This window comes from Mesorhizobium sp. B3-2-1 (assembly GCF_006439515.1).
In the GTDB taxonomy this organism is placed as follows: domain Bacteria; phylum Pseudomonadota; class Alphaproteobacteria; order Rhizobiales; family Rhizobiaceae; genus Mesorhizobium.
Window position 1 is genome coordinate 65,544 of record NZ_VFTI01000026.1, and the last position, 17,833, is coordinate 83,376.

Sequence of the window (17,833 nt, forward strand, 5' to 3'; positions counted from 1 at the left end):
CCACTTTCAGCTGGCCAGTCGAATCTGACCTGTTGACCCCCTACATCCGCTTCTGATTTGAGTACGCAGGCAGAAAGAGTCCACCAGACATGGCCCAGCGCGCGTTCAACTTGCCCAACATGCTGACCTACGCCCGCATCATCGCGGTGCCGCTGGTCGTGCTGTGCTTTTTTCTGGAGGGCCATCTGAAATCGAGCGACTTCGCCCGCTGGTCGGCGTTGGTCATTTTCCTGCTGGCATCGGTCACCGACTACTTCGACGGCTATTTTGCGCGCGCCTGGCAGCAGACCTCCAACATCGGCAAGATGCTCGATCCGATCGCCGACAAGCTGCTGGTCGCCACCTGCCTCTTGCTGCTGGCGGCCGACACCGATCGTCACGCCGGTATCGCCGGCTGGTCGCTGTGGGCGGCGATCATCATCCTGTGCCGCGAAATCCTGGTTTCGGGCCTGCGCGAATATCTGGCGGCGCTCAAGGTCTCGGTGCCGGTGACGCAGCTTGCCAAGTGGAAGACCACCATCCAGATGGTCGCCATCGCCTTCCTGCTGGCGGGACCTGCCGGTGACAAGATCTTTCCGCTGACCACCCAAACCGGCCTCGTGCTGCTGTGGGTCGCGGCCCTCGTGACGCTCTACACCGGCTACGACTATTTCCGCGCCGGCCTCAAGCACATCATGGACGAGTGAGATGACGACCCGTCTCATCTATTTCGCCTGGGTTCGCGAACGGATCGGCACATCGCAAGAAGATGTCGAACTGCCCGCCGGCATCGAGACGGTCGCTGACCTTTTGCGCTGGCTGCAGTCGCGCGGCGAAGGTTACCAACACGCGCTGCAATATCCCGATGTGATCCGCGTCGCCATCAACCAGGAACATGTCGATCACCGCGAGAAGATATCGGGCGCACGCGAGATCGCACTGTTCCCGCCGATGACCGGGGGCTGACACTCATGTCGGCCGTCCTGGTGCCGAATGTGCGCATCCAGCGCGAGGATTTCGACGTTGCCGCCGAGATCGCCGCGCTGACGCAGGGCCGTGCCGACATTGGCGCGGTGGTCACCTTCTCCGGCCTGTGCCGCGACGAGCAGGGCGCACTCTCGGCACTTGAGCTCGAGCACTATCCGGGCATGGCTGAAGCCGAGATCGGCTGCATCGCAACCGAAGCCACCGAGCGTTGGCCGCTGCAAGGCCTCACCGTCATACATCGCCATGGCAAGATCGCGCCGGGGGCGAACATCGTGCTGGTGGTGGCCGCTTCGGTGCACCGCCAGGCGGCGTTCGAGGCGGCGAACTTCCTCATGGACTACCTCAAGTCACGTGCACCCTTCTGGAAGAAGGAACATCGCACCGACGGCTCCGAGGGCGGCTGGGTCGATGCCAAGGAAACCGACGCTGAGGCAGCCCGGCGCTGGAAGCAGCCGCCGTCCGAATAATGCCGTGCAGGCGTCACGGAACGACCGCAATCCTTCTGCCCACTGGTCGCGTGACTGATTTGGGCAAGGGAGACGGTCATGCTGGACAGGATCGCCGAATTCTTCGTCTTCGGCTTGGTGCCCCTGGTCGTCGGCATCCTGGCGGTGCCGGAGCTGTCCGTTGCCGCGGAAAAGGCGGTGAAAGGGGAAGTGATCTATCGCGAGCGCATCGCATTGCCACCCAGCGCCGTGCTTTCCGTCGAGCTTGCCGACGTCTCGTTGGCCGACGCGCCGGCCAAGATCATCGGGCAACAGAAGATCGAGCCCGCCGGCCAGGTGCCGATCAGCTTCGAGATAAAATTCGACCCCTCAGTCATCCGGCCGCGGATGACCTACGCGCTGCAGGCCCGGATCACTGTGGACGGAAGGCTGATGTTCATCTCAGATGTGCGCCATCAGCTCGATCCACTGACCGACGCGCCGCAGACCATCGTGCTGAAGATGGTCGCACCCAGCAAGGAGCCAGCGGCTTCCGTCTTTGATCAGCTCTGGGTGGTCGACTATGTCGATGGCATTGGCGCCATCACCGCGCCGCAGGCGACGTTCAGGGTCAGCGAGGCCGGCAAGGCCGGTGGCAGCGGTCCCTGCAACACCTATTTTGCCACGACGAAGGTCGAGGGCCAGGCGATCGCGATCAGCGATATCGGTTCGACCTACAAGGCCTGCGCGCCCGATGTGATGGCCGAGGAAAAAGCCTTGTTCGATGCATTGGCCAAGGCGGCGTCGTACACTGTCGATGCCGGCAAGCTCGCCATATCAGATAAGGGCGGCCGCGAAATCCTGCGCTTCAGCGCCGCGAGCTGAGCAATTCCGGGGAAATTGCTACTCGCTTTCCCCGGGAAAACCGTTTCACACTTTTCCTGGAACTGCCGCGGACGATGGGACGAGGATGACGCCGTAGTGGTAAGGCGGCACGTCAACCATTTCAGCCAGCTTGAAACCGGCCGGCTCGACGGCGGCGATGGTCTGTTCCGGCGACAGTCTCAACTCGGTCTTCGGTCCGCGAGGCTCGCCCAGCACCACCGTTCGCTCGCGCGGCGTCCGATGCCAGTTCACTATGGCAAAACGGCCTGACGGGCCAAGCGTTGCATGGACCGCGCGGGCCAGGCGGAGCTGATCCGGAACACCATGAAAGGCGTTTGCCATGAAGACGAAATCGGCGGGTCGGGCTGCCAGGCTGGCAATCTCATAGGCGTCGCCCGCCACGAAGTCGCAATTCGACAGGCCATTTTCAGTCAGGCGCCGGCGCGCGACTTCGAGCAAGTCGGCGTCGATATCGATGGCGGTGACATGACGCGCGACCCTGGCAATCTGCAATGTGAACCAGCCATCGCCGGAGCAGAGATCGATCACGTCCATACCCGGTTTGATCCCGGTGGCCGCAAGCACTGCCGCCGGCTCGGGCCACAGCGCCTCCCACCATCCGCTGGTCGGCATATCGGTGCCCTGGAAGAACCCTGGAATGGCGCTGGTCATGATCGGGTCGACTCCATCGCGACGGAGCTCCAGTCTATTCACGCATCTCGTACTTTGCCGGACTTTGCGGCGGCTCGCTTCATGTGAGATGCCGCGGAGCCTGAGACCATGTCCTATACAAAAAAAGGCCGACATTTCGCCGGCCTTTCTTGCATGTGAGATATGGACTGTCGGCTCAGCCGACGATCTCGGTGTCCGAGAACCAGTACTTGATCTCCTGCGCGGCCGTTTCCGGCGCGTCGGAGCCGTGCACCGAGTTCTCGCCGATCGACAGCGCATGCACCTTGCGGATGGTGCCTTCGGCGGCGTTGGCCGGGTTGGTAGCGCCCATCACGTCGCGGTTCTTGATAATGGCGCTCTCGCCTTCCAGCACCTGCACGATGGTCGGGCCCGAGGACATGGATTCCACCAGCTCGCCGAAGAACGGCCGCTCCTTGTGGACGGCGTAGAAGCCTTCGGCCTCACGGCGGCTCATCCACACCCGGCGCGAGGCGATGACGCGCAGGCCGGCGTCTTCCAGCATCTTGGTGATGGCGCCGGTGAGGTTGCGCCGCGTTGCGTCCGGCTTGATCATGGAAAAAGTGCGTTCGAGCGCCATGGGTCGTCCTTGTCTGAATTCGAATTGAGAGTGGCGGGCTCTATACAAGCCGCCCGGCTGATTGCCAAGAGGGGTGAGGAGCGGGGTGAGGAACGGCCGCCAAGCGGGCAGAAAGCCGATTGCTTGGCTTTTCGAGCGATGAATGTCCGGAGCGATGGCGAGGGGTCGGAAGGTGCGTGCTTCCGTGGCTGATCGGCGCCGGGGAAGCGAGATCAGACGGCTGTAAAGCAACGGTTTGCTTGCTATAGTCGCTCGGTCGGCGCCGCGCTGAAGTCGGCCCGAATGGAGACAAAATGACCATGGCAGACGATCGTCAGGAGCGCATTCGCAACCGTGCACATCAGATCTGGCAGGAGGAAGGGCAACCGGCCGGTCACCACGAACGCCACTGGCACCAGGCGGCGGCCGACGTCGATCGGGAGGACGCGGGGAAGCCGTCGGCGGACAAGAAGCCAGCCAAGAAGGCATCTGGCGCCGGCAAAGCAAAGGCCGCGCCCAAGGAAGAAAAGACCGCCTCGAAAGCCAGCAAGCCGAAGGCCGGCAAGCCAAAGAAGGCCGCCAAATAGGCCCAACTGTTCCACCGCTGATTTTCGCAACAGGTTGACGGCGCTCGAACTGCCTTGCCGGCAGGCAGGTCGCCGCGCCGGTCAGGCTGCCGCGGAAACCTTTCGTCCCAGCCCGCCATGCAGGTCGAGGCAGCGGGTGAACCACTGCGCCACAGCGTCGTTGTCTTCGAGCAACTTGTATGGCGATGCGATGCGTGCCCATTGCAGTGCGCCGAAAACGATATAGTCGGTAAACAGCGGCGAGGCGCCGCCGATGAACGGCTGGTAGCTCAACATGGAGCGCAGCGGCTCCAGCGCTGCCCGGAAGGTTGCCAGGCCGGCGTCGCGTGCGGCGACGACGTCCTCCAGCCGCTTGCCGAAGCGCTGCTCCCGGCTCTGGCGGAAATAGGAGGCGTTCTCCTCGTCTTGCATGGCATGAAGGTCAACGAGCGCCGCGGTGGTGACATAGGGGTGGATGGTCAATTGCGACCAGCGCTCGATGAAGCGCGCCATCGCCTTGCCGCCTTCGCCGCCAAACAGCGTCGGGCGATCCGGATAGGCCTCATCGAGATAGAGCGCGATGGCGAAGGAATCGGTGATGACCTTGTCGCCATCGCGGATGACCGGAACGGTTTTTGAGACGCCGCCTTCAATGGCAGGCACTTCGAGAAAACGCGTCGGCGCGGTCGAGATATCAAGTCCCTTATGGGCCAGCGCCATCGTTGCCTTCCAGCAATGAACGGACGGCCCTCGTCACGCCCGACGAGATCATAAAGCAGAATGGTCATTGGCGTTGGGTCCCTTTGCGGTCTAGGTATCGCTCCCGAACCGAAACGGGCGCGGCCGGAGAAAAGATGAAACAGCACTTCATGATGTTTGCGGCTTACAATCAATGGGCCAATGGCCGCATCTACGATGCCGCCGACGATCTCAACGATGAGGAATTCAACCGCGACGTCGGCGCCTTCTTCGGCTCGCTGATGGGCACGCTCAACCACCTGCTCGTCGCCGATCGCATCTGGATGAAGCGTTTCACCGGCGAAGGCGCCGCGCCGACGACATTGGACGCCATATTGTACCGGGCTTTGCCTGTCCTGAGGACAGCGCGCGAGGCCGAGGACCGGCGCATCATCGACTGGCTCGGCGGCTTGAACGACAAGGCGCTATCGGGTCGTTTCACTTATATGACCGTATCGGACATGCGCACCGTCTCGCAACGCCTGGCGCCCGCGCTGGCTCATGTCTTCAACCACCAGACCCATCACCGCGGCCAGGCGCATATGATCCTGACGGTTCTGGGCCGCCCTTCCGTGCCGCTCGATCTGGCGCATTTTCAGCGGACCGAGGAGGGCAGGGCCTTCGCCTGATCCATATGGTTTAGTTCTAAATTCGAAGGCGAACAGCTCGCGCCGACTATCGCCGCATTTTTTGCCGCAGCATCGCCTTCACGTCCGGCCACTCGGAATCGATGATGCTGAACCGGACGGAATTGCGTTTCCGGCCGTCCGGCATGATCCGTTCGTTGCGAATGATTCCTTCCTGTTTCGCCCCTATTCTTAAAATGGCCGCTCTCGACGCGTCGTTGAGTTCGTCGGTGGTGAATTGCACGCGAACACAGTCCATGACCTCAAATGCATGGAACAGGAGAAGGTATTTAGCCTCGGTGTTGACCGCCGATCGCTGGACCGAACTGCTGAGCCACGTGTGCCCAATCTCCAACTTTCTGTTCGCGCGATCGATTTTCCAGAACCGCGTACTACCGCAAATCAAGCCCGTGGCGCGCAGAACGATTGCGTATGGCATGGCGGTCCCAGCCTGTCGTCCAGCCAGGGCGTTGGCAATATAGCCATTGATCGCGCCTGGCCCAGGAACCACGGTGGCCTTCAGGTTCCATAGCTCGCCATCCGCGGCCGCGCTCAAAAGCGCTGCGGAATGCTCCGGCTGAAGGGGCCTGAGTTCAACGATATCCCCGACCAAGGCGGGTTGCCTGGATTGGACGCCCATTAGTCGATGATTCCCAATTTCTCTCGCCTGCGGTCATCGAGCGGCAAATGAGGACCAGTCCGAATTTCAGACAGCCTCGGAAGCCAAGTCGGTGATTTCGCTGTCCAACTGGCGTTGCGTCATGGCCGCTTCCGCCATCACCCATTGCTTGAACAGCAGCACCTTGCGTGCGGCAAAGCTCTTGTGGGGCGAGACAAAGTACCAACCGGCCGTGTTCGGATGATGAACGGCAAAGGGAGCGACCAGCTTTTCGGCGCGGATATCGCTGGCCATATAGGCGCGGTTGGCAACGGCAAAACCCATTCCGGAGTTGGCCGCCTCGTAGGACATCATGCACGAGTCGAAATAGATGCTTTTGGTCTCGCTGAGCACGAAGCTGGCGCCAGCGAAACCAAGCCAGGATTGCCAGTTCTGGGTGCAGGTGTCGGAATGCAGCAGCGTGAAGTGCTTGAGGTCGTCCGGTGTGACCTTTGATAGCGGCTTGTCGCCGAGAACTTCATGGAACAGCTTGCGGCTGCACACCGGCGTCAGGTCTTCCCGAAACAGCAGGTCGGATGGCAGCCCGTTGAAGTGGCCGTCGCCATAGCGGATTTCGAGATCGAATTCCGAAGTCGTGAATTCATGCGTCGCGTACGAGGTCGAAACCCGCATCACGATATCGGGATGTTGCTGCTGAAAGAGTGGCAGGCGCGGAAACAGCCAGCGCGCGGCAAATGTCGGCAGTACGGATATCTTCAGCACATGTTCCTGTGATTGCCCGGTCGCTTCCATGCTGGCGGCGACGATCCGCTCCAGTGCCTCGCGAACGCGCGAGACATAGGTCTCGCCCTCCGGTGTCAGCGACACCGCATTGCCGCCGCGCTGGAAAATCTTGAAGCGCAGCTGGTCCTCCAGGCTCTTGACGCGCTGGCTGACCGCCGAAGCGGTGATGAACTGTTCTTCGCCGGCTCGCGTGAAATTGCCGTGCCTCGCAGCACTCTCCACGATTTTCAGCGAATTGAGGTTGACCTGACTGAGCAGACGCACGGTTTCGACCTTAAGCTTGGCTTACGGTAGCACTAGCATTCCTAATTTTACAGGGGGTGCTAATTTAATCGACTGTTAACCAAGTGTTTGCCCCCCACTTGGAGAAGTACAATGAACGCACATACCGTACCCGAATTGCGCTATGCGATGAGCCGCGAGGCCATTATCGGCCACGAAACCGCCTGGAAAGTGTCGAGCTTCGGCGTTGCGCAGTATCTGCATGGCTATGATCCGGCACTGCTTGCCGCGATCGAGGAGGCCGCCCTGAAGCTCAAGGCCAGCCATGCCGTGCATAAGCACCTCGATCTGACCTTCATCACCGGCGCCGACCGTTTCATTCCGGAAATCAAGGAGTTGCTGAACGACAAGTTGCGCCTGGAGCGGCTGTCCGACATGATGGGCACGCAGCTGGAGCCCTATCCGCTGTCGATCGTCGGTTCGACCGTTACCTTCATGAATCCCAGGGATGGCGCCGTCGAATGGCATTGCGACGGCGTTCCGGTCACCGAGCTTATTCCGCTGTCGATCAGCGATCCGCTGGTCGGCGGCCATCTCGAAATTTATTGCGACGATTCCGAGACCGGCCGCGCCATTCTCGAATCCGGCCGCGAGATTCCGCGCAACCGCATCATGCGCATCGATCACAAGATGAACTACGCGACGCTCGGGCAGTTCCTCGGCGTCCTGCATCGCACGGCGCCGATCCAGTTCGGCGAGCGCGTCACGCTGGTGCTCAACCAGCGCTCCGTGGCCAAGCCCTATGTCGACGACAACAGGATGTTCTATCTTGCCGCCGACAACGATCACGACCGCGAGTGGGTTAACGAACTGGCCGAAGATGTGTGGACCAACCAGCTGCCGGCCTATCGCCGGTTCGAGGCGGAACATCCGACGCCGGCCCCCGCCGAAGCGGCGGTTCCGGGCGGAGCCAGGGAATCATGGTAGCGACCCATGATCCCGAAAAGTGGGAACCGGTTTTCGGACGGGATCATGGTCGAACGCAGACATAGAGCCCAATGCCAATTCTTTCGGCATGGATCAGGCTCGATATCCGCGCTGGTCTTCGCCACCGGCGCGGTGGCGTTGTGGTCGACAAATGCGCTGGTCGGCAAATCCCTGCTGGCCGGTCACCCGGTGTCGCAGGTGCAGTTCCTGCAATTTGTAGGGGCTGCCCTGGTTTTCGCGGTGATCCGGTTAAGAAGCGGCGAGAAAGCCGCGGCAGTCACGGCGAATACCGCGCTGGTGCCGCTCGCGGTCGGTCTTATCGGTCTGGTCGGCACCATGGTGCTGCAATATGTCGCCTTTGCCTCGATGCCGGTGATCGAAGCCAATCTCGTGGCCTACACCTGGCCTTTGATGGTTGCCGCGGCAGTGATTGCCTTCGACAATCCCCGGCGTCCGGTTTTGCTGGGCCTTGCCGCGGCCCTTGGGTTCGTCGGCGTCGCGCTGGTGATTTCGGGAGGACGTGACCGCACCTGGTTCCAGGGTGACCTCGCCGGTTATTTGGCCGCATTCGGGTCTGCGCTGTGCATGGCGTTCTATTCGGTGATGGTGGGACGGCTCACCACTTCGCCGGACCGCCTGTTGCTGCCCTCGTCGCTGGTTGGCGTCGCCTTGACGCTCATATGGTCCGCTCGCGAAGGCGTCGCATGGCCTACCGGGGTGGATCTCGCCCTCGGGCTCTATCTCGGCGCCGGCCCGATGGGGCTGGGTTACTACTTCTGGTCGCGCGCCTTGAAGCTCGGAGGCAGCGGCAAGGTCGCTGTCGTCGCCTATCTCACGCCGATTGCCTCGACGCTGCTGCTGACCTTGTCCGGTGAACGGCTTACGACGACCGCCATTGCCGGCGCCATCCTCGTGATCGGCAGTTGTGTCGCGGTCGGCCTGGAGCGTTCGGAGGCGCAAGACTATGTTTGACGACAATGAACGTCTCGCCAGGCAGGAAGCGCATTGGCTCATCAAGGAATTCGGCGCCGAGGCACCGCTTTACGCCGCGATGAAGGCCGAAAAGGCGATTGAGCAGAAGGATTTCGGGCGTTGTGCCCGCTGGAAGCGTATTCTTGAGATATTGGCGGATGGTCGGACAACCAAGTCTGCCACTTCCAAGTATTAGATTTTCTAATTTGCGCGACGTCGATTTCCCATAAAGATAGTTGACGTCAAGTCTTGATTCGTTTTGGGACTTGGCGGCCCGTTGGGGGACGCGGTTAAAAAGATACATAGACAAAAGTCTTCACTGGGGTAGATGACTTTGTCGGAAATAGGGTGAAAGAATTGTCAAATATCGAGGATAAGATCGTTATCGAGCTAACCGCCGATATTGTCTCGGCCTATGTAGGCAACAATCCGCTTCCGGCTTCCGGCCTGCCTGACCTGATTGCCAGCGTCAGCGCCTCGGTCCGAAAGCTGGCTGGCGCGGCCGTCGTAGAAAGCCCGAGCCTGGTTCCGGCTGTAAATCCGAAAAAGTCGGTATTTCCCGACTACATCATCTGCCTGGAGGACGGAAAGAAGTTCAAGTCGCTCAAGCGACACCTCAGGACAGACTACGGTTTGAGCCCGGACGACTATCGGGCCAAATGGGGCTTGCCACCGGACTATCCGATGGTCGCCCCGAATTACTCGGCGACCCGGTCGGCGTTGGCGAAATCGACTGGACTTGGCCGCAAGCCGGCCGCCGCGCCGGCAGTCGCGGCCAAGGCGACAAAGCGTGGCAAGGCCATTGCCTGAGGCCTTGCTGGCCGGTATGGCAGGCCGCTGATCGGCTGCTCTGGCGGCGCATTATGTGCGCCGTTTCCAGGCCTTGTGCGGTCAACTGGCCCGCAAGGTCTTGCGAAGCGTTGATGTCCAGTGCAAAAGCGCGGCCATGCTTATCATCAATGACCTCTCGCTCCGCATGGCGGGGCGCTTGCTCCTCGACCATGCCTCGCTCACCTTGCCGGCCGGCACCAAGGCCGGCCTCGTCGGCCGCAACGGCACCGGCAAGACGACGCTGTTCAAGGCCATAACAGGCGATTTTCCCTCCGAGACCGGCTCGATCAGCCTGCCGAAGAATACGCGCATCGGCCAGGTGGCGCAGGAAGCGCCTGGAACCGAGGACCCGCTGATCGAGATCGTGCTCAAGGCGGACCTCGAGCGCACCGCGCTGCTCGAAGAAGAAAAGACCGCCACCGATCCACACCGCATCGCCGACATCCATATGCGGCTGGCCGACATCGACGCCCATTCGGCCGAGTCCCGCGCGGCCACCATCCTAGCCGGTCTTGGGTTCGACGACGCCGCGCAGCGGCGTCCGGCCTCGTCCTTCTCCGGCGGCTGGCGCATGCGCGTGGCGTTGGCCGCCGTGCTGTTTTCCGAGCCGGATCTCCTGCTGCTGGACGAGCCGACCAACTATCTCGACCTCGAAGGCACGCTGTGGCTGGAAAACTATGTGTCGAAGTATCCGCACACGGTGCTTCTGATCTCGCACGACCGCGATCTGCTCAACCGCGCCGTCAATTCGATCGTTCACCTCGACCAGAAGAAGCTGACGTTCTGGCGCGGCGGCTACGACCAGTTCGAGCGCCAGTACACCGAGCAGAAGGAATTGCAGGAAAAGGGCCGGGTCAAGCAGGAGGCCGCCCGCAAGCACATGGAATCCTTCGTCGAGCGTTTTCGCGCAAAGGCCTCCAAGGCAAGACAGGCTCAGTCGCGCATCAAGGCGCTGGAAAAGATGAAGCCGATCTCGGCCATCGTCAACGACACCGTACGGCCGTTCTCTTTCCCCGAACCGGTGAAGACGGTGGCCTCGCCGATCGTTGCGCTGAACAACGTCAATGTCGGCTATACCGAGGGTCAGCCGATCCTGAAGAAGATGACGCTGCGCATCGACGCCGACGACCGCATCGCGCTGCTTGGCGCCAATGGCAACGGCAAGTCGACGTTCGCCAAACTCCTTTCGGGTCGTCTGAAGCAGGAGACCGGCATCATGACGGTGGCGCCCGGGTTGAAGGTGGCGATCTTTGCCCAGCACCAGCTCGACGATCTGCGTCCCGAGGAAAATGCCTATGAGCATGTCCGCCGGATGATGCCCGAGGCGCCGGAATCGAAAGTGCGTGGCCGCGTCGCCCAGTTCGGTCTCACGACCGAGAAAATGAATACGCCCGCCAAGGACCTGTCCGGTGGCGAGAAGGCGCGGCTGTTGATGGGTCTGTCCGCTTTCGAGGGGCCGAACCTGTTCATCCTCGACGAGCCGACCAACCATCTCGACATCGACAGCCGTGAATCGCTGATCCACGCACTCAATGAATTCCCCGGCGCCGTCATCCTGATCTCGCACGACCGCCATCTGCTCGAGGCGACCGCGGACCGGCTATGGCTGGTCAAGGATGGCGCGGTCAATCCCTATGACGGGGATCTCGAAGACTACAAGACGCTGGTCACCGGCGTCTCCGGCGACCGCCGCGGCAAGCGCGAGGCCGACAAGGCGTCAAAGGCCGACCGCCGCCGCGATGCAGCCGCGCGCCGTGCCGCCTTCGAACCGCTGGCCAAGGAAATCCGCGCCACCGAGGCGCTGATGGACCGCATCCGCAAGCGCATCGATGGCATCGAGGACGAACTGTCCAACCCGGCGGTCTATGAGAAGGATCCGTCGACGGCGACCAGGCTCGCCAAGGAACGCTCGCAGCTTGCCCAGACGCTGGCCGGCCACGAGGAAAAATGGCTGACCATGTCGGCGGAGTACGAGGAAGGCACGGCGGAGTAGGGTGCTCGTCACTCCTCCTGCGGTGAGATTGCGCCGCGCTTGGCGTCAGGGATGTGGCCTTGTGGTCAACTGCATTCCCAGGGCATTCATCACGGCGATCGTGGTCTTCAATGTCGGGTTGCCATCGCTGCTGAAGGATCGATAGAGCTGTTCGCGCGATAATCCCGTCTGCTTGGCAATCTGCGTCATGCCTTTGGCGCGAGCCACCACGCCGAGCGCATGCGCGATATACCCGCTGTCTTCGGTCTCGAACGCTTCTGTCATGAAGATGGCAATGGCCTCATCGGAATTGAGGTCCTCGGCGGGGTCGTACGCACTCAATTTTTCAGGCATGTCATTCACTCCAATCGCCCGAAAGGCGTTTTGCTGTTTTTATGTCCTTCGTTTGACTGCCTTTGTCTCCACCGCACAGCAATATCAGCACCGTATATTGCCGTGCTTGCGGTAGTAGATGCGGTAGCCTGGACCGTAGTGGATGCGCAATTTCACTGGTTCCGTCCCCGACGGGTTCGGCATCCCGCATGACCGAAAGCAACGCGGTCCAGGCGCGAGGCGATCAATGCGCGTGCACGTTCATCTTTGAGCTTCATTCGCCATTTGCGAAAAGTCTCCGTCTGTTTCAGCTCGAACATCAGTGTGATGTAGTTTTTAAACTACGGTCCGTCAAGGCTCTTTGCTCGCATTCATCTGGCCCTACACCTCAGCCTCCAAAGCCGCTAAACAGGATCCATGAACCAGCACGCGAACCTCCGCATCGGCCATTCGGCCTGTCCGCATGATTGCCCGTCGACCTGCGCGCTCGAGGTCGAACTGCTCGATGGCAACCGCATTGGCCGCGTCCATGGTGCCAAGGCCAACAGCTATACATCGGGTGTCGTCTGCGCCAAGGTCGCCCGCTATGCCGACCGCGTCCATCATCCCGACCGGTTGCTGAAGCCGCTGGTGCGCAAGGGCGCCAAGGGCGAGGGCGTTTGGCAGGAATCAAGCTGGGAGGCCGCACTCGACCTCGTCGCCGAAAAGTTCATCTCGGCCGAGGAAAAGTATGGCTCGGAGACGGTCTGGCCTTACTACTATGCCGGCACGATGGGGCTGGTGCAGCGCGACGGCATCGACCGGCTGCGCCACGCCAAGAAATACTCAGGCTTCTTCGGCTCGATCTGCACCAACCTCGCCTGGACCGGGTGGATGATGGGGGCAGGCGCGCTACGCGGACCGGATCCGCGCGAGATGGGCAAATCCGACTGCGTCGTGATCTGGGGCACCAATGCAGTGGTCACGCAAGTCAATGTCATGACCCACGCCATCAAGGCGCGCAAGGAGCGCGGCGCGAAAATAGTCGTCATCGACGTCTACGAAAACGCGACCATGAAACAGGCCGACATGGGCCTGGTGCTGAGGCCAGGCACCGACGGCGCGCTGGCCTGCGCGGTGATGCATGTGCTGTTTCGCGAGGGCATGGCCGATCGCGATTATCTCGCAAAATATACCGACGACCCGCACGGGCTGGAAGCGCATTTGCTGACGCGCACGCCGGAATGGGCCTCTGCTATCACTGGCCTTGGCGTTGCCGAGATCGAAGCCTTCGCGCGATTGGTCGGCACGACCAAGAAAACCTATTTCCGCCTCGGCTATGGCTTTGCGCGGCAGCGCAACGGCGCCGTCAACATGCATGCGGCGTCCTGCATCGCCACCGTCACCGGCGCCTGGCAGTATGAGGGCGGCGGCGCCTTCCATTCCAATTCCGGCATCTTCAAGCTCAATCAGGATGTGCTGGAAGGCACGGGGATGCGTGATCCCTCGATCCGCTATCTCGACCATTCGCGCATCGGCCCGGTGCTGACCGGCGCCAGCGACGCACTTTATGGCGGACCGCCGGTGACGGCGATGCTGATCCAGAACACCAATCCAGTGAACGTCGCGCCCGAGCAGCGGCTGGTGAAGCAGGGTTTCCTGCGTGACGATTTGTTTACCTGCGTGCACGAGCAGTTCATGACCGACACGGCCAAGCTTGCCGATGTCGTGCTGCCGGCGACGATGTTCGTCGAGCATGACGACATCTACAAGGGCGGCGGCAACCAGCACATCACGCTTGGCCCCAAGCTGATCGAGCCGCCGCAAGGGCCGCGCACCAACCATTTCGTCATCGAGCAACTGGCCGAGCGACTTGGCGTCGCCGACAGGCCGGGCTTCGGCCTCACCGAGCAGCAGCATATCGACATCATTCTAGGCAAGCGCGGGCTGGGCAGCTTCGACTCCTTGAAGGAAGCGAAATGGGTTGACCTGCAGCCGGATTTCGAGACGGCGCATTTCATCCGGGGCTTTGGCCATGCGGACGGCAAATTCCGCTTCCGCGCCGACTGGACCGGGCAAGCGGCTCCCAACCGGCCGCCGAAGAGCATGGGTCTGTTCGGCCCGGTGGCGCGATTGCCCGAATTTCCCGATCATGTCGACCTGATCGAGGTGGCTGACGAGGCGCATCCGTTCCGGCTGACGACCTCGCCGGCGCGCAACTTCCTCAACTCGACTTTTTCCGAGACACCGGTGTCGAAGGCCAAGGAGGGCCGCCCGGAACTCCTGCTGCATCCCGATGACGCGGCGGCTCTCGAGCTTGCCGACGGCGACCGTATCGAGATCGGCAACATGCGCGGCGAGGTGGTGCTGCACGCCAGATTGTTCGACGGCATCAAGCGCGGCGTCGTGATCGCCGAAGGCATCTGGCCGAACAGCGCGCATGAGCGCGGCGAAGGCATCAATGTGCTCACGGGAGCCGATGCGCCCGCACCCTATGGCGGCGCTGCCTTCCACGACAACAAGGTCTGGCTGCGCAAGGCGGGTGAGCTGGCGGCCTAGCGTCGTCGATCGTCGGCATGATCCTCAGGACATCGTCCGCGGCGGATCGAGAGCGCGGCCTGGTTTCACACCGGCAGGGTTTCGGCCGCCTTCTTCCTGTTTTGCCGCTGGCGGATATCGTCGGCGACCGCCTGGGCTTCGATGCCGATTTCACGCAGCAGCCCGGTGACCGCGTTGTGAAAGCCGACCAGATAGAGGCCGAGATCCGAAGCGCGGGCATTGACGCCGCTGGGTCCCGGCTCGATGCCGGGTTCGAGGAACCTGGCATAGCCCGGCCGGTAACCGGTGGCGAAGAGGATGGCGTCGAATTCGCTGTCCCTGCCGTCCGTAAAACGGGCGCCGCGTTCCGAGATTTCGGCGATGTCGGGCGCCACCTTGATCGCGCCTTCGCGGATCTTGCCGATGGTGCCGACATCGATCACCGGAATGCGCGATGCAAGCGCGATCTGCTGCAGCAGTCCTTGCTTCGGCCGTCTGAGCCCAAATTTCTCCAGCCTTCCCAGCACCAGATCGAGGATGACGGGGAACAGGGCGTCATTGATGCGCTGCGGCCCGAGCCGCGTCGCCATGCCGACCACCTGGATCGGCACGCCGAACAGTTCGCGCGGCACGATGTGGACGCCGCCGCGCACCGAGATCGTCGGCCGGGCGCCGCCTTCCGCAAGATCGAGTGCAATCTCCGCACCGGTGTTGCCCATGCCGACGACCAGCACCGATTGGCCGGCAAAAGGCGTGGCGTTGCGATAGTCGGCGCTGTGCAGCGTCTTGCCCTTGAAGGCGTCCATGCCTGCGAATTTGGGCTGCAAGGGCTCGGCATTGTAGTCGGACGCAATCACCACATGCGAAGCGCGTAAGGCGCCGGACGTCGATTCCACCCACCAGCCGCGGCCCTCCCGGGCGACCGCCCGCACCGTTTCGCCGAAGCGGGGCTCGAGGTCGAAACGCTTTGCATACGCTTCGAGATACTCGACCACGAGATGGCGCGGCACATAGCGCGGATAAGCCCCGGGGAAGGGAACGAAGGGCAGCGAGGAGTAACGCTTGGTCGTATGCAGATGCACGCGGTCGTAGTAACGTCGCCAGGCTGGCGCGGCCTGCTGCTCCTTTTCGAGTATGGCGAAATCCAGCCCGACTTGCCGCAGGCACGCGCCAACCGCCAGGCCCGCCGGCCCGGCACCGATGATCGCGACTTTCGTGGTTTCGTCTATGCGCGCCTCCACCGCCAATTCGAGATCCAGAATGTCAGAGACGTGCCAAGGGTGCCACCGGCTCATCCAGGCAACGGCACCGTCAACCCGACCTTGACGCGGTCCATGGCGACGAAGGTGCGGAACTTCCGCACATTGTTGCTGCCGAAGAACAGTCTTCGCGTCAGCGCCTCGTAGGCACCCATGTCGGCTACGGTGATGATGAGGATGAAGTCGCTTTCGCCGGTGACATAATAGCATTGCTGCACTTGCGGCTCCGCCGAGAATTGCCGCTTGGCCGTATCGATCAGTTCGGTGCGTTCGCTTTCCAGCTCGACCTCGACGAAGATGGTGATGGGCTGACCGACGGCCGCCGGCTCGACAATGGCGACATTGCCGGCGATGACGCCGGTCTGCTCCATGCGCTTGATGCGGCGCTGCACGGCAGGCGCCGACAGGTTCACCGCCTCGCCGATCAGCCGCTGCGGCGTCGTGCTGTCCCGCTGCAAAATGGCAAGGATGGCGAGATCGAAGCTGTCGAGTGAGGCTGACGGCTGAGGCACTGGCGTATCCCTAGTGAAACAAACTTGCATTCCAGGCGCCGAATTACAGCGCCTTTTGCGTGTATCCTGCAATATCTTCTCTCGGATAATGCCGAGGAGAGACCGTCAATGTTCCTGACCAATCGCAATGCCTTGCATCGCCGGCCGCTGGACGCGGCCGATGCCGAAACCCTCGGCATTGCCGGGGCGGACACGGTCGAGCGTTTCCTTGCCCGCCGTGACAATCATATGACGACGCCGCTGCACGCGCTGCCGGCGCTGGCGGGCGAACTCGGTCTCGCTGCCTTGCACGTCAAGGATGAGGGCTTTCGGCTCGGCCTCGGCAGCTTCAAGGCGTTGGGCGGCGCCTATGCGGTTTTCCGCCTGGTCCTGGAGGAGGCCGGCAAGCGGCTCGGCCGCCGCGTCGACGTCGGCGATCTCGATCGGCCCGAAGTCCGGTCGGTTGCGGCTACCATGACGGTTGCTTGCGCCACCGACGGCAATCACGGGCGATCCGTCGCGCAAGGCGCCGGGCTCGTAGGCGCCAAGGCGGTGATCTTTGTCCATGCCGGCGTCAGCGACGAACGCGTCGCGGCCATCGCTCGCTATGGGGCAGAGATGATCCGCGTCGACGGCAATTACGACGATTCGGTCAGGCAGGCCGCGCAGACCGCTGCCGAGAAAGGCTGGACGGTGGTTTCCGATACCTCATGGCCGGGCTACGAACGCATTCCGGGCCTCGTCATGCAGGGCTACACGGCGATCGTGCGCGAGGCGTTGCGCCAGCTCCGGGAACCACCGACCCATGTCTTCGTGCAGGCAGGCGTCGGCGGCATCGCGGCCGCGATCGCCGGCCATCTCGCCATCGTGCTTGGTGAAACCCGGCCGGTTTTCACGGTGGTGGAACCCGCCCGTGCCGCCTGCGTCTTCGGCGCCGCCAAGGCCGGGCATCCGGTCAAGATCGAGCATGGCGAGGCGACGGTCATGGCGATGCTCGAATGCTACGAGGCCTCGCCGGTCGCCTGGCGGGTGCTGGCACGCGCCGCCGATGCCTTCATGACCGTCGACGAGGACGACGCCGTCGCCGTGATGCGTCGGTTGGCCCGCCCCACCGGCAACGATCCGGCCATCGTCGCCGGTGAAAGCGGCGGGGTCGGTCTTGCCGGCCTGATCCGGGCGATGGCCGGTCACAGGGCCGAGCTTGGCCTCGACGCCGCTTCGCGCGTGCTGGTCGTCAACACCGAAGGCGCGACCGATCCCCGCCGCTATGCCGAACTCGTCGGCATGAATCCGGCGGATGTGCTTGCCGGCAAGGTGCTCTCTGGAGCAAAGCCATGACCTCGATCGACGCACAAAGGTTGCTTGGCCGCATCCGCGAGCTCGGCGGCATCG

At 62.3% G+C, this 17,833-nt stretch carries 20 protein-coding genes and 1 pseudogene; 13 read left to right on the forward strand and 8 right to left on the reverse strand.

Going from position 1 to position 17,833, the window contains the following annotated elements; translation table 11 throughout:
• Positions 1–89 precede the first annotated feature (89 nt).
• The 4 genes from pgsA (at position 90) to FJW08_RS23965 (ending at position 2,276) form a co-directional block, all read left to right on the forward strand.
• Positions 90–686, forward strand: coding sequence for a CDP-diacylglycerol--glycerol-3-phosphate 3-phosphatidyltransferase (gene pgsA / locus FJW08_RS23950; protein WP_140761997.1), 597 nt, complete (start codon positions 90–92; stop codon positions 684–686).
• A gap of 1 nt (position 687) precedes the next feature.
• Positions 688–945 (forward strand): molybdopterin converting factor subunit 1, encoded by a 258-nt coding sequence (moaD, locus tag FJW08_RS23955; RefSeq protein WP_027144520.1) that lies wholly within the window; start codon positions 688–690, stop codon positions 943–945.
• Between the two features lie 5 nt (positions 946–950).
• The gene (locus tag FJW08_RS23960) at positions 951–1,433 is read left to right on the forward strand and encodes a molybdenum cofactor biosynthesis protein MoaE (RefSeq protein ID WP_140812557.1); all 483 of its coding nucleotides are present in this window, start codon (positions 951–953) and stop codon (positions 1,431–1,433) included.
• A gap of 78 nt (positions 1,434–1,511) precedes the next feature.
• Complete coding sequence (locus FJW08_RS23965; protein WP_140812558.1) at positions 1,512–2,276, forward strand: YbaY family lipoprotein; 765 nt, start codon at positions 1,512–1,514, stop codon at positions 2,274–2,276.
• Positions 2,277–2,321: 45 nt separating this feature from the next.
• Here FJW08_RS23965 and FJW08_RS23970 read toward each other — a convergent pair whose 3' ends face one another.
• Together FJW08_RS23970 and ndk are read right to left on the reverse strand one after the other, a co-directional pair.
• Complete coding sequence (locus tag FJW08_RS23970) at positions 2,322–2,948, reverse strand: class I SAM-dependent methyltransferase (protein WP_140812559.1); 627 nt, start codon at positions 2,946–2,948, stop codon at positions 2,322–2,324.
• Positions 2,949–3,123: 175 nt separating this feature from the next.
• Positions 3,124–3,546 (reverse strand): nucleoside-diphosphate kinase, encoded by a 423-nt coding sequence (gene ndk / locus FJW08_RS23975; protein WP_140761984.1) that lies wholly within the window; start codon positions 3,544–3,546, stop codon positions 3,124–3,126.
• A 293-nt stretch (positions 3,547–3,839) separates the two neighbouring features.
• Here ndk and FJW08_RS23980 point away from each other — a divergent pair, with 293 nt between their 5' ends.
• Positions 3,840–4,112, forward strand: coding sequence for a DUF2934 domain-containing protein (locus tag FJW08_RS23980; protein WP_140812560.1), 273 nt, complete (start codon positions 3,840–3,842; stop codon positions 4,110–4,112).
• An 81-nt stretch (positions 4,113–4,193) separates the two neighbouring features.
• Here FJW08_RS23980 and FJW08_RS23985 read toward each other — a convergent pair.
• A pseudogene (locus FJW08_RS23985) lies at positions 4,194–4,879 on the reverse strand (glutathione S-transferase family protein).
• A gap of 66 nt (positions 4,880–4,945) precedes the next feature.
• Between FJW08_RS23985 and FJW08_RS23990 the strand changes: the two are divergent.
• Entirely contained in the window at positions 4,946–5,458 is a 513-nt protein-coding gene (locus FJW08_RS23990) for a DinB family protein (protein WP_140812561.1), read from the forward strand.
• A gap of 46 nt (positions 5,459–5,504) precedes the next feature.
• On the opposite strand, the gene FJW08_RS23995 is transcribed toward FJW08_RS23990, so the two are convergent.
• Positions 5,505–6,068, reverse strand: coding sequence for a GNAT family protein (locus tag FJW08_RS23995; RefSeq protein WP_246682528.1), 564 nt, complete (start codon positions 6,066–6,068; stop codon positions 5,505–5,507).
• A gap of 93 nt (positions 6,069–6,161) precedes the next feature.
• Positions 6,162–7,121, reverse strand: a complete 960-nt coding sequence (locus FJW08_RS24000) for a LysR substrate-binding domain-containing protein (protein ID WP_140761969.1) — start codon at positions 7,119–7,121, stop codon at positions 6,162–6,164.
• Between the two features lie 111 nt (positions 7,122–7,232).
• Between FJW08_RS24000 and FJW08_RS32505 the strand changes: the two genes are divergently transcribed.
• The 5 genes from FJW08_RS32505 to FJW08_RS24030 all read left to right on the forward strand — a co-directional run bounded on the left by FJW08_RS32505 (position 7,233) and on the right by FJW08_RS24030 (position 11,862).
• A complete protein-coding gene (locus tag FJW08_RS32505) occupies positions 7,233–8,066 on the forward strand; it encodes a hypothetical protein (protein WP_181178726.1) in 834 nt (277 codons plus the stop codon).
• Between the two features lie 45 nt (positions 8,067–8,111).
• Complete coding sequence (locus tag FJW08_RS24015; protein ID WP_140812563.1) at positions 8,112–9,038, forward strand: DMT family transporter; 927 nt, start codon at positions 8,112–8,114, stop codon at positions 9,036–9,038.
• The gene (locus tag FJW08_RS24020; RefSeq protein ID WP_140761962.1) at positions 9,031–9,234 is read left to right on the forward strand and encodes a hypothetical protein; all 204 of its coding nucleotides are present in this window, start codon (positions 9,031–9,033) and stop codon (positions 9,232–9,234) included. The genes FJW08_RS24015 and FJW08_RS24020 overlap by 8 nt, the downstream gene beginning before the upstream one ends.
• A 161-nt stretch (positions 9,235–9,395) precedes the next feature.
• Positions 9,396–9,848: a MucR family transcriptional regulator gene (locus FJW08_RS24025; protein WP_140812586.1), complete on the forward strand. Its 453-nt coding sequence runs from the start codon at positions 9,396–9,398 to the stop codon at positions 9,846–9,848.
• A 136-nt stretch (positions 9,849–9,984) separates the two neighbouring features.
• Complete coding sequence (locus FJW08_RS24030; RefSeq protein ID WP_140812564.1) at positions 9,985–11,862, forward strand: ABC-F family ATP-binding cassette domain-containing protein; 1,878 nt, start codon at positions 9,985–9,987, stop codon at positions 11,860–11,862.
• Between the two features lie 45 nt (positions 11,863–11,907).
• On the opposite strand, the gene FJW08_RS24035 is transcribed toward FJW08_RS24030, so the two are convergent.
• On the reverse strand, positions 11,908–12,195 hold the full coding sequence (locus tag FJW08_RS24035; RefSeq protein WP_140812565.1) for an addiction module antidote protein: 288 nt from the start codon (positions 12,193–12,195) through the stop codon (positions 11,908–11,910).
• Positions 12,196–12,591: 396 nt separating this feature from the next.
• On the opposite strand from FJW08_RS24035, the gene FJW08_RS24045 reads away from it, so the two are divergent.
• Positions 12,592–14,712, forward strand: coding sequence for a molybdopterin oxidoreductase family protein (locus FJW08_RS24045; protein WP_140812566.1), 2,121 nt, complete (start codon positions 12,592–12,594; stop codon positions 14,710–14,712).
• A 65-nt stretch (positions 14,713–14,777) separates the two neighbouring features.
• Here FJW08_RS24045 and FJW08_RS24050 read toward each other — a convergent pair whose 3' ends face one another.
• Together FJW08_RS24050 and FJW08_RS24055 are read right to left on the reverse strand one after the other, a co-directional pair.
• Positions 14,778–15,920 (reverse strand): NAD(P)/FAD-dependent oxidoreductase, encoded by a 1,143-nt coding sequence (locus FJW08_RS24050; protein ID WP_140812587.1) that lies wholly within the window; start codon positions 15,918–15,920, stop codon positions 14,778–14,780.
• A 62-nt stretch (positions 15,921–15,982) separates the two neighbouring features.
• Positions 15,983–16,462, reverse strand: a complete 480-nt coding sequence (locus tag FJW08_RS24055) for an Lrp/AsnC family transcriptional regulator (protein ID WP_140812567.1) — start codon at positions 16,460–16,462, stop codon at positions 15,983–15,985.
• A gap of 108 nt (positions 16,463–16,570) precedes the next feature.
• Between FJW08_RS24055 and FJW08_RS24060 the strand changes: the two genes are divergently transcribed.
• Positions 16,571–17,779 (forward strand): diaminopropionate ammonia-lyase, encoded by a 1,209-nt coding sequence (locus tag FJW08_RS24060; RefSeq protein WP_140812568.1) that lies wholly within the window; start codon positions 16,571–16,573, stop codon positions 17,777–17,779.
• The last annotated feature ends 54 nt before the right edge of the window (positions 17,780–17,833 follow it).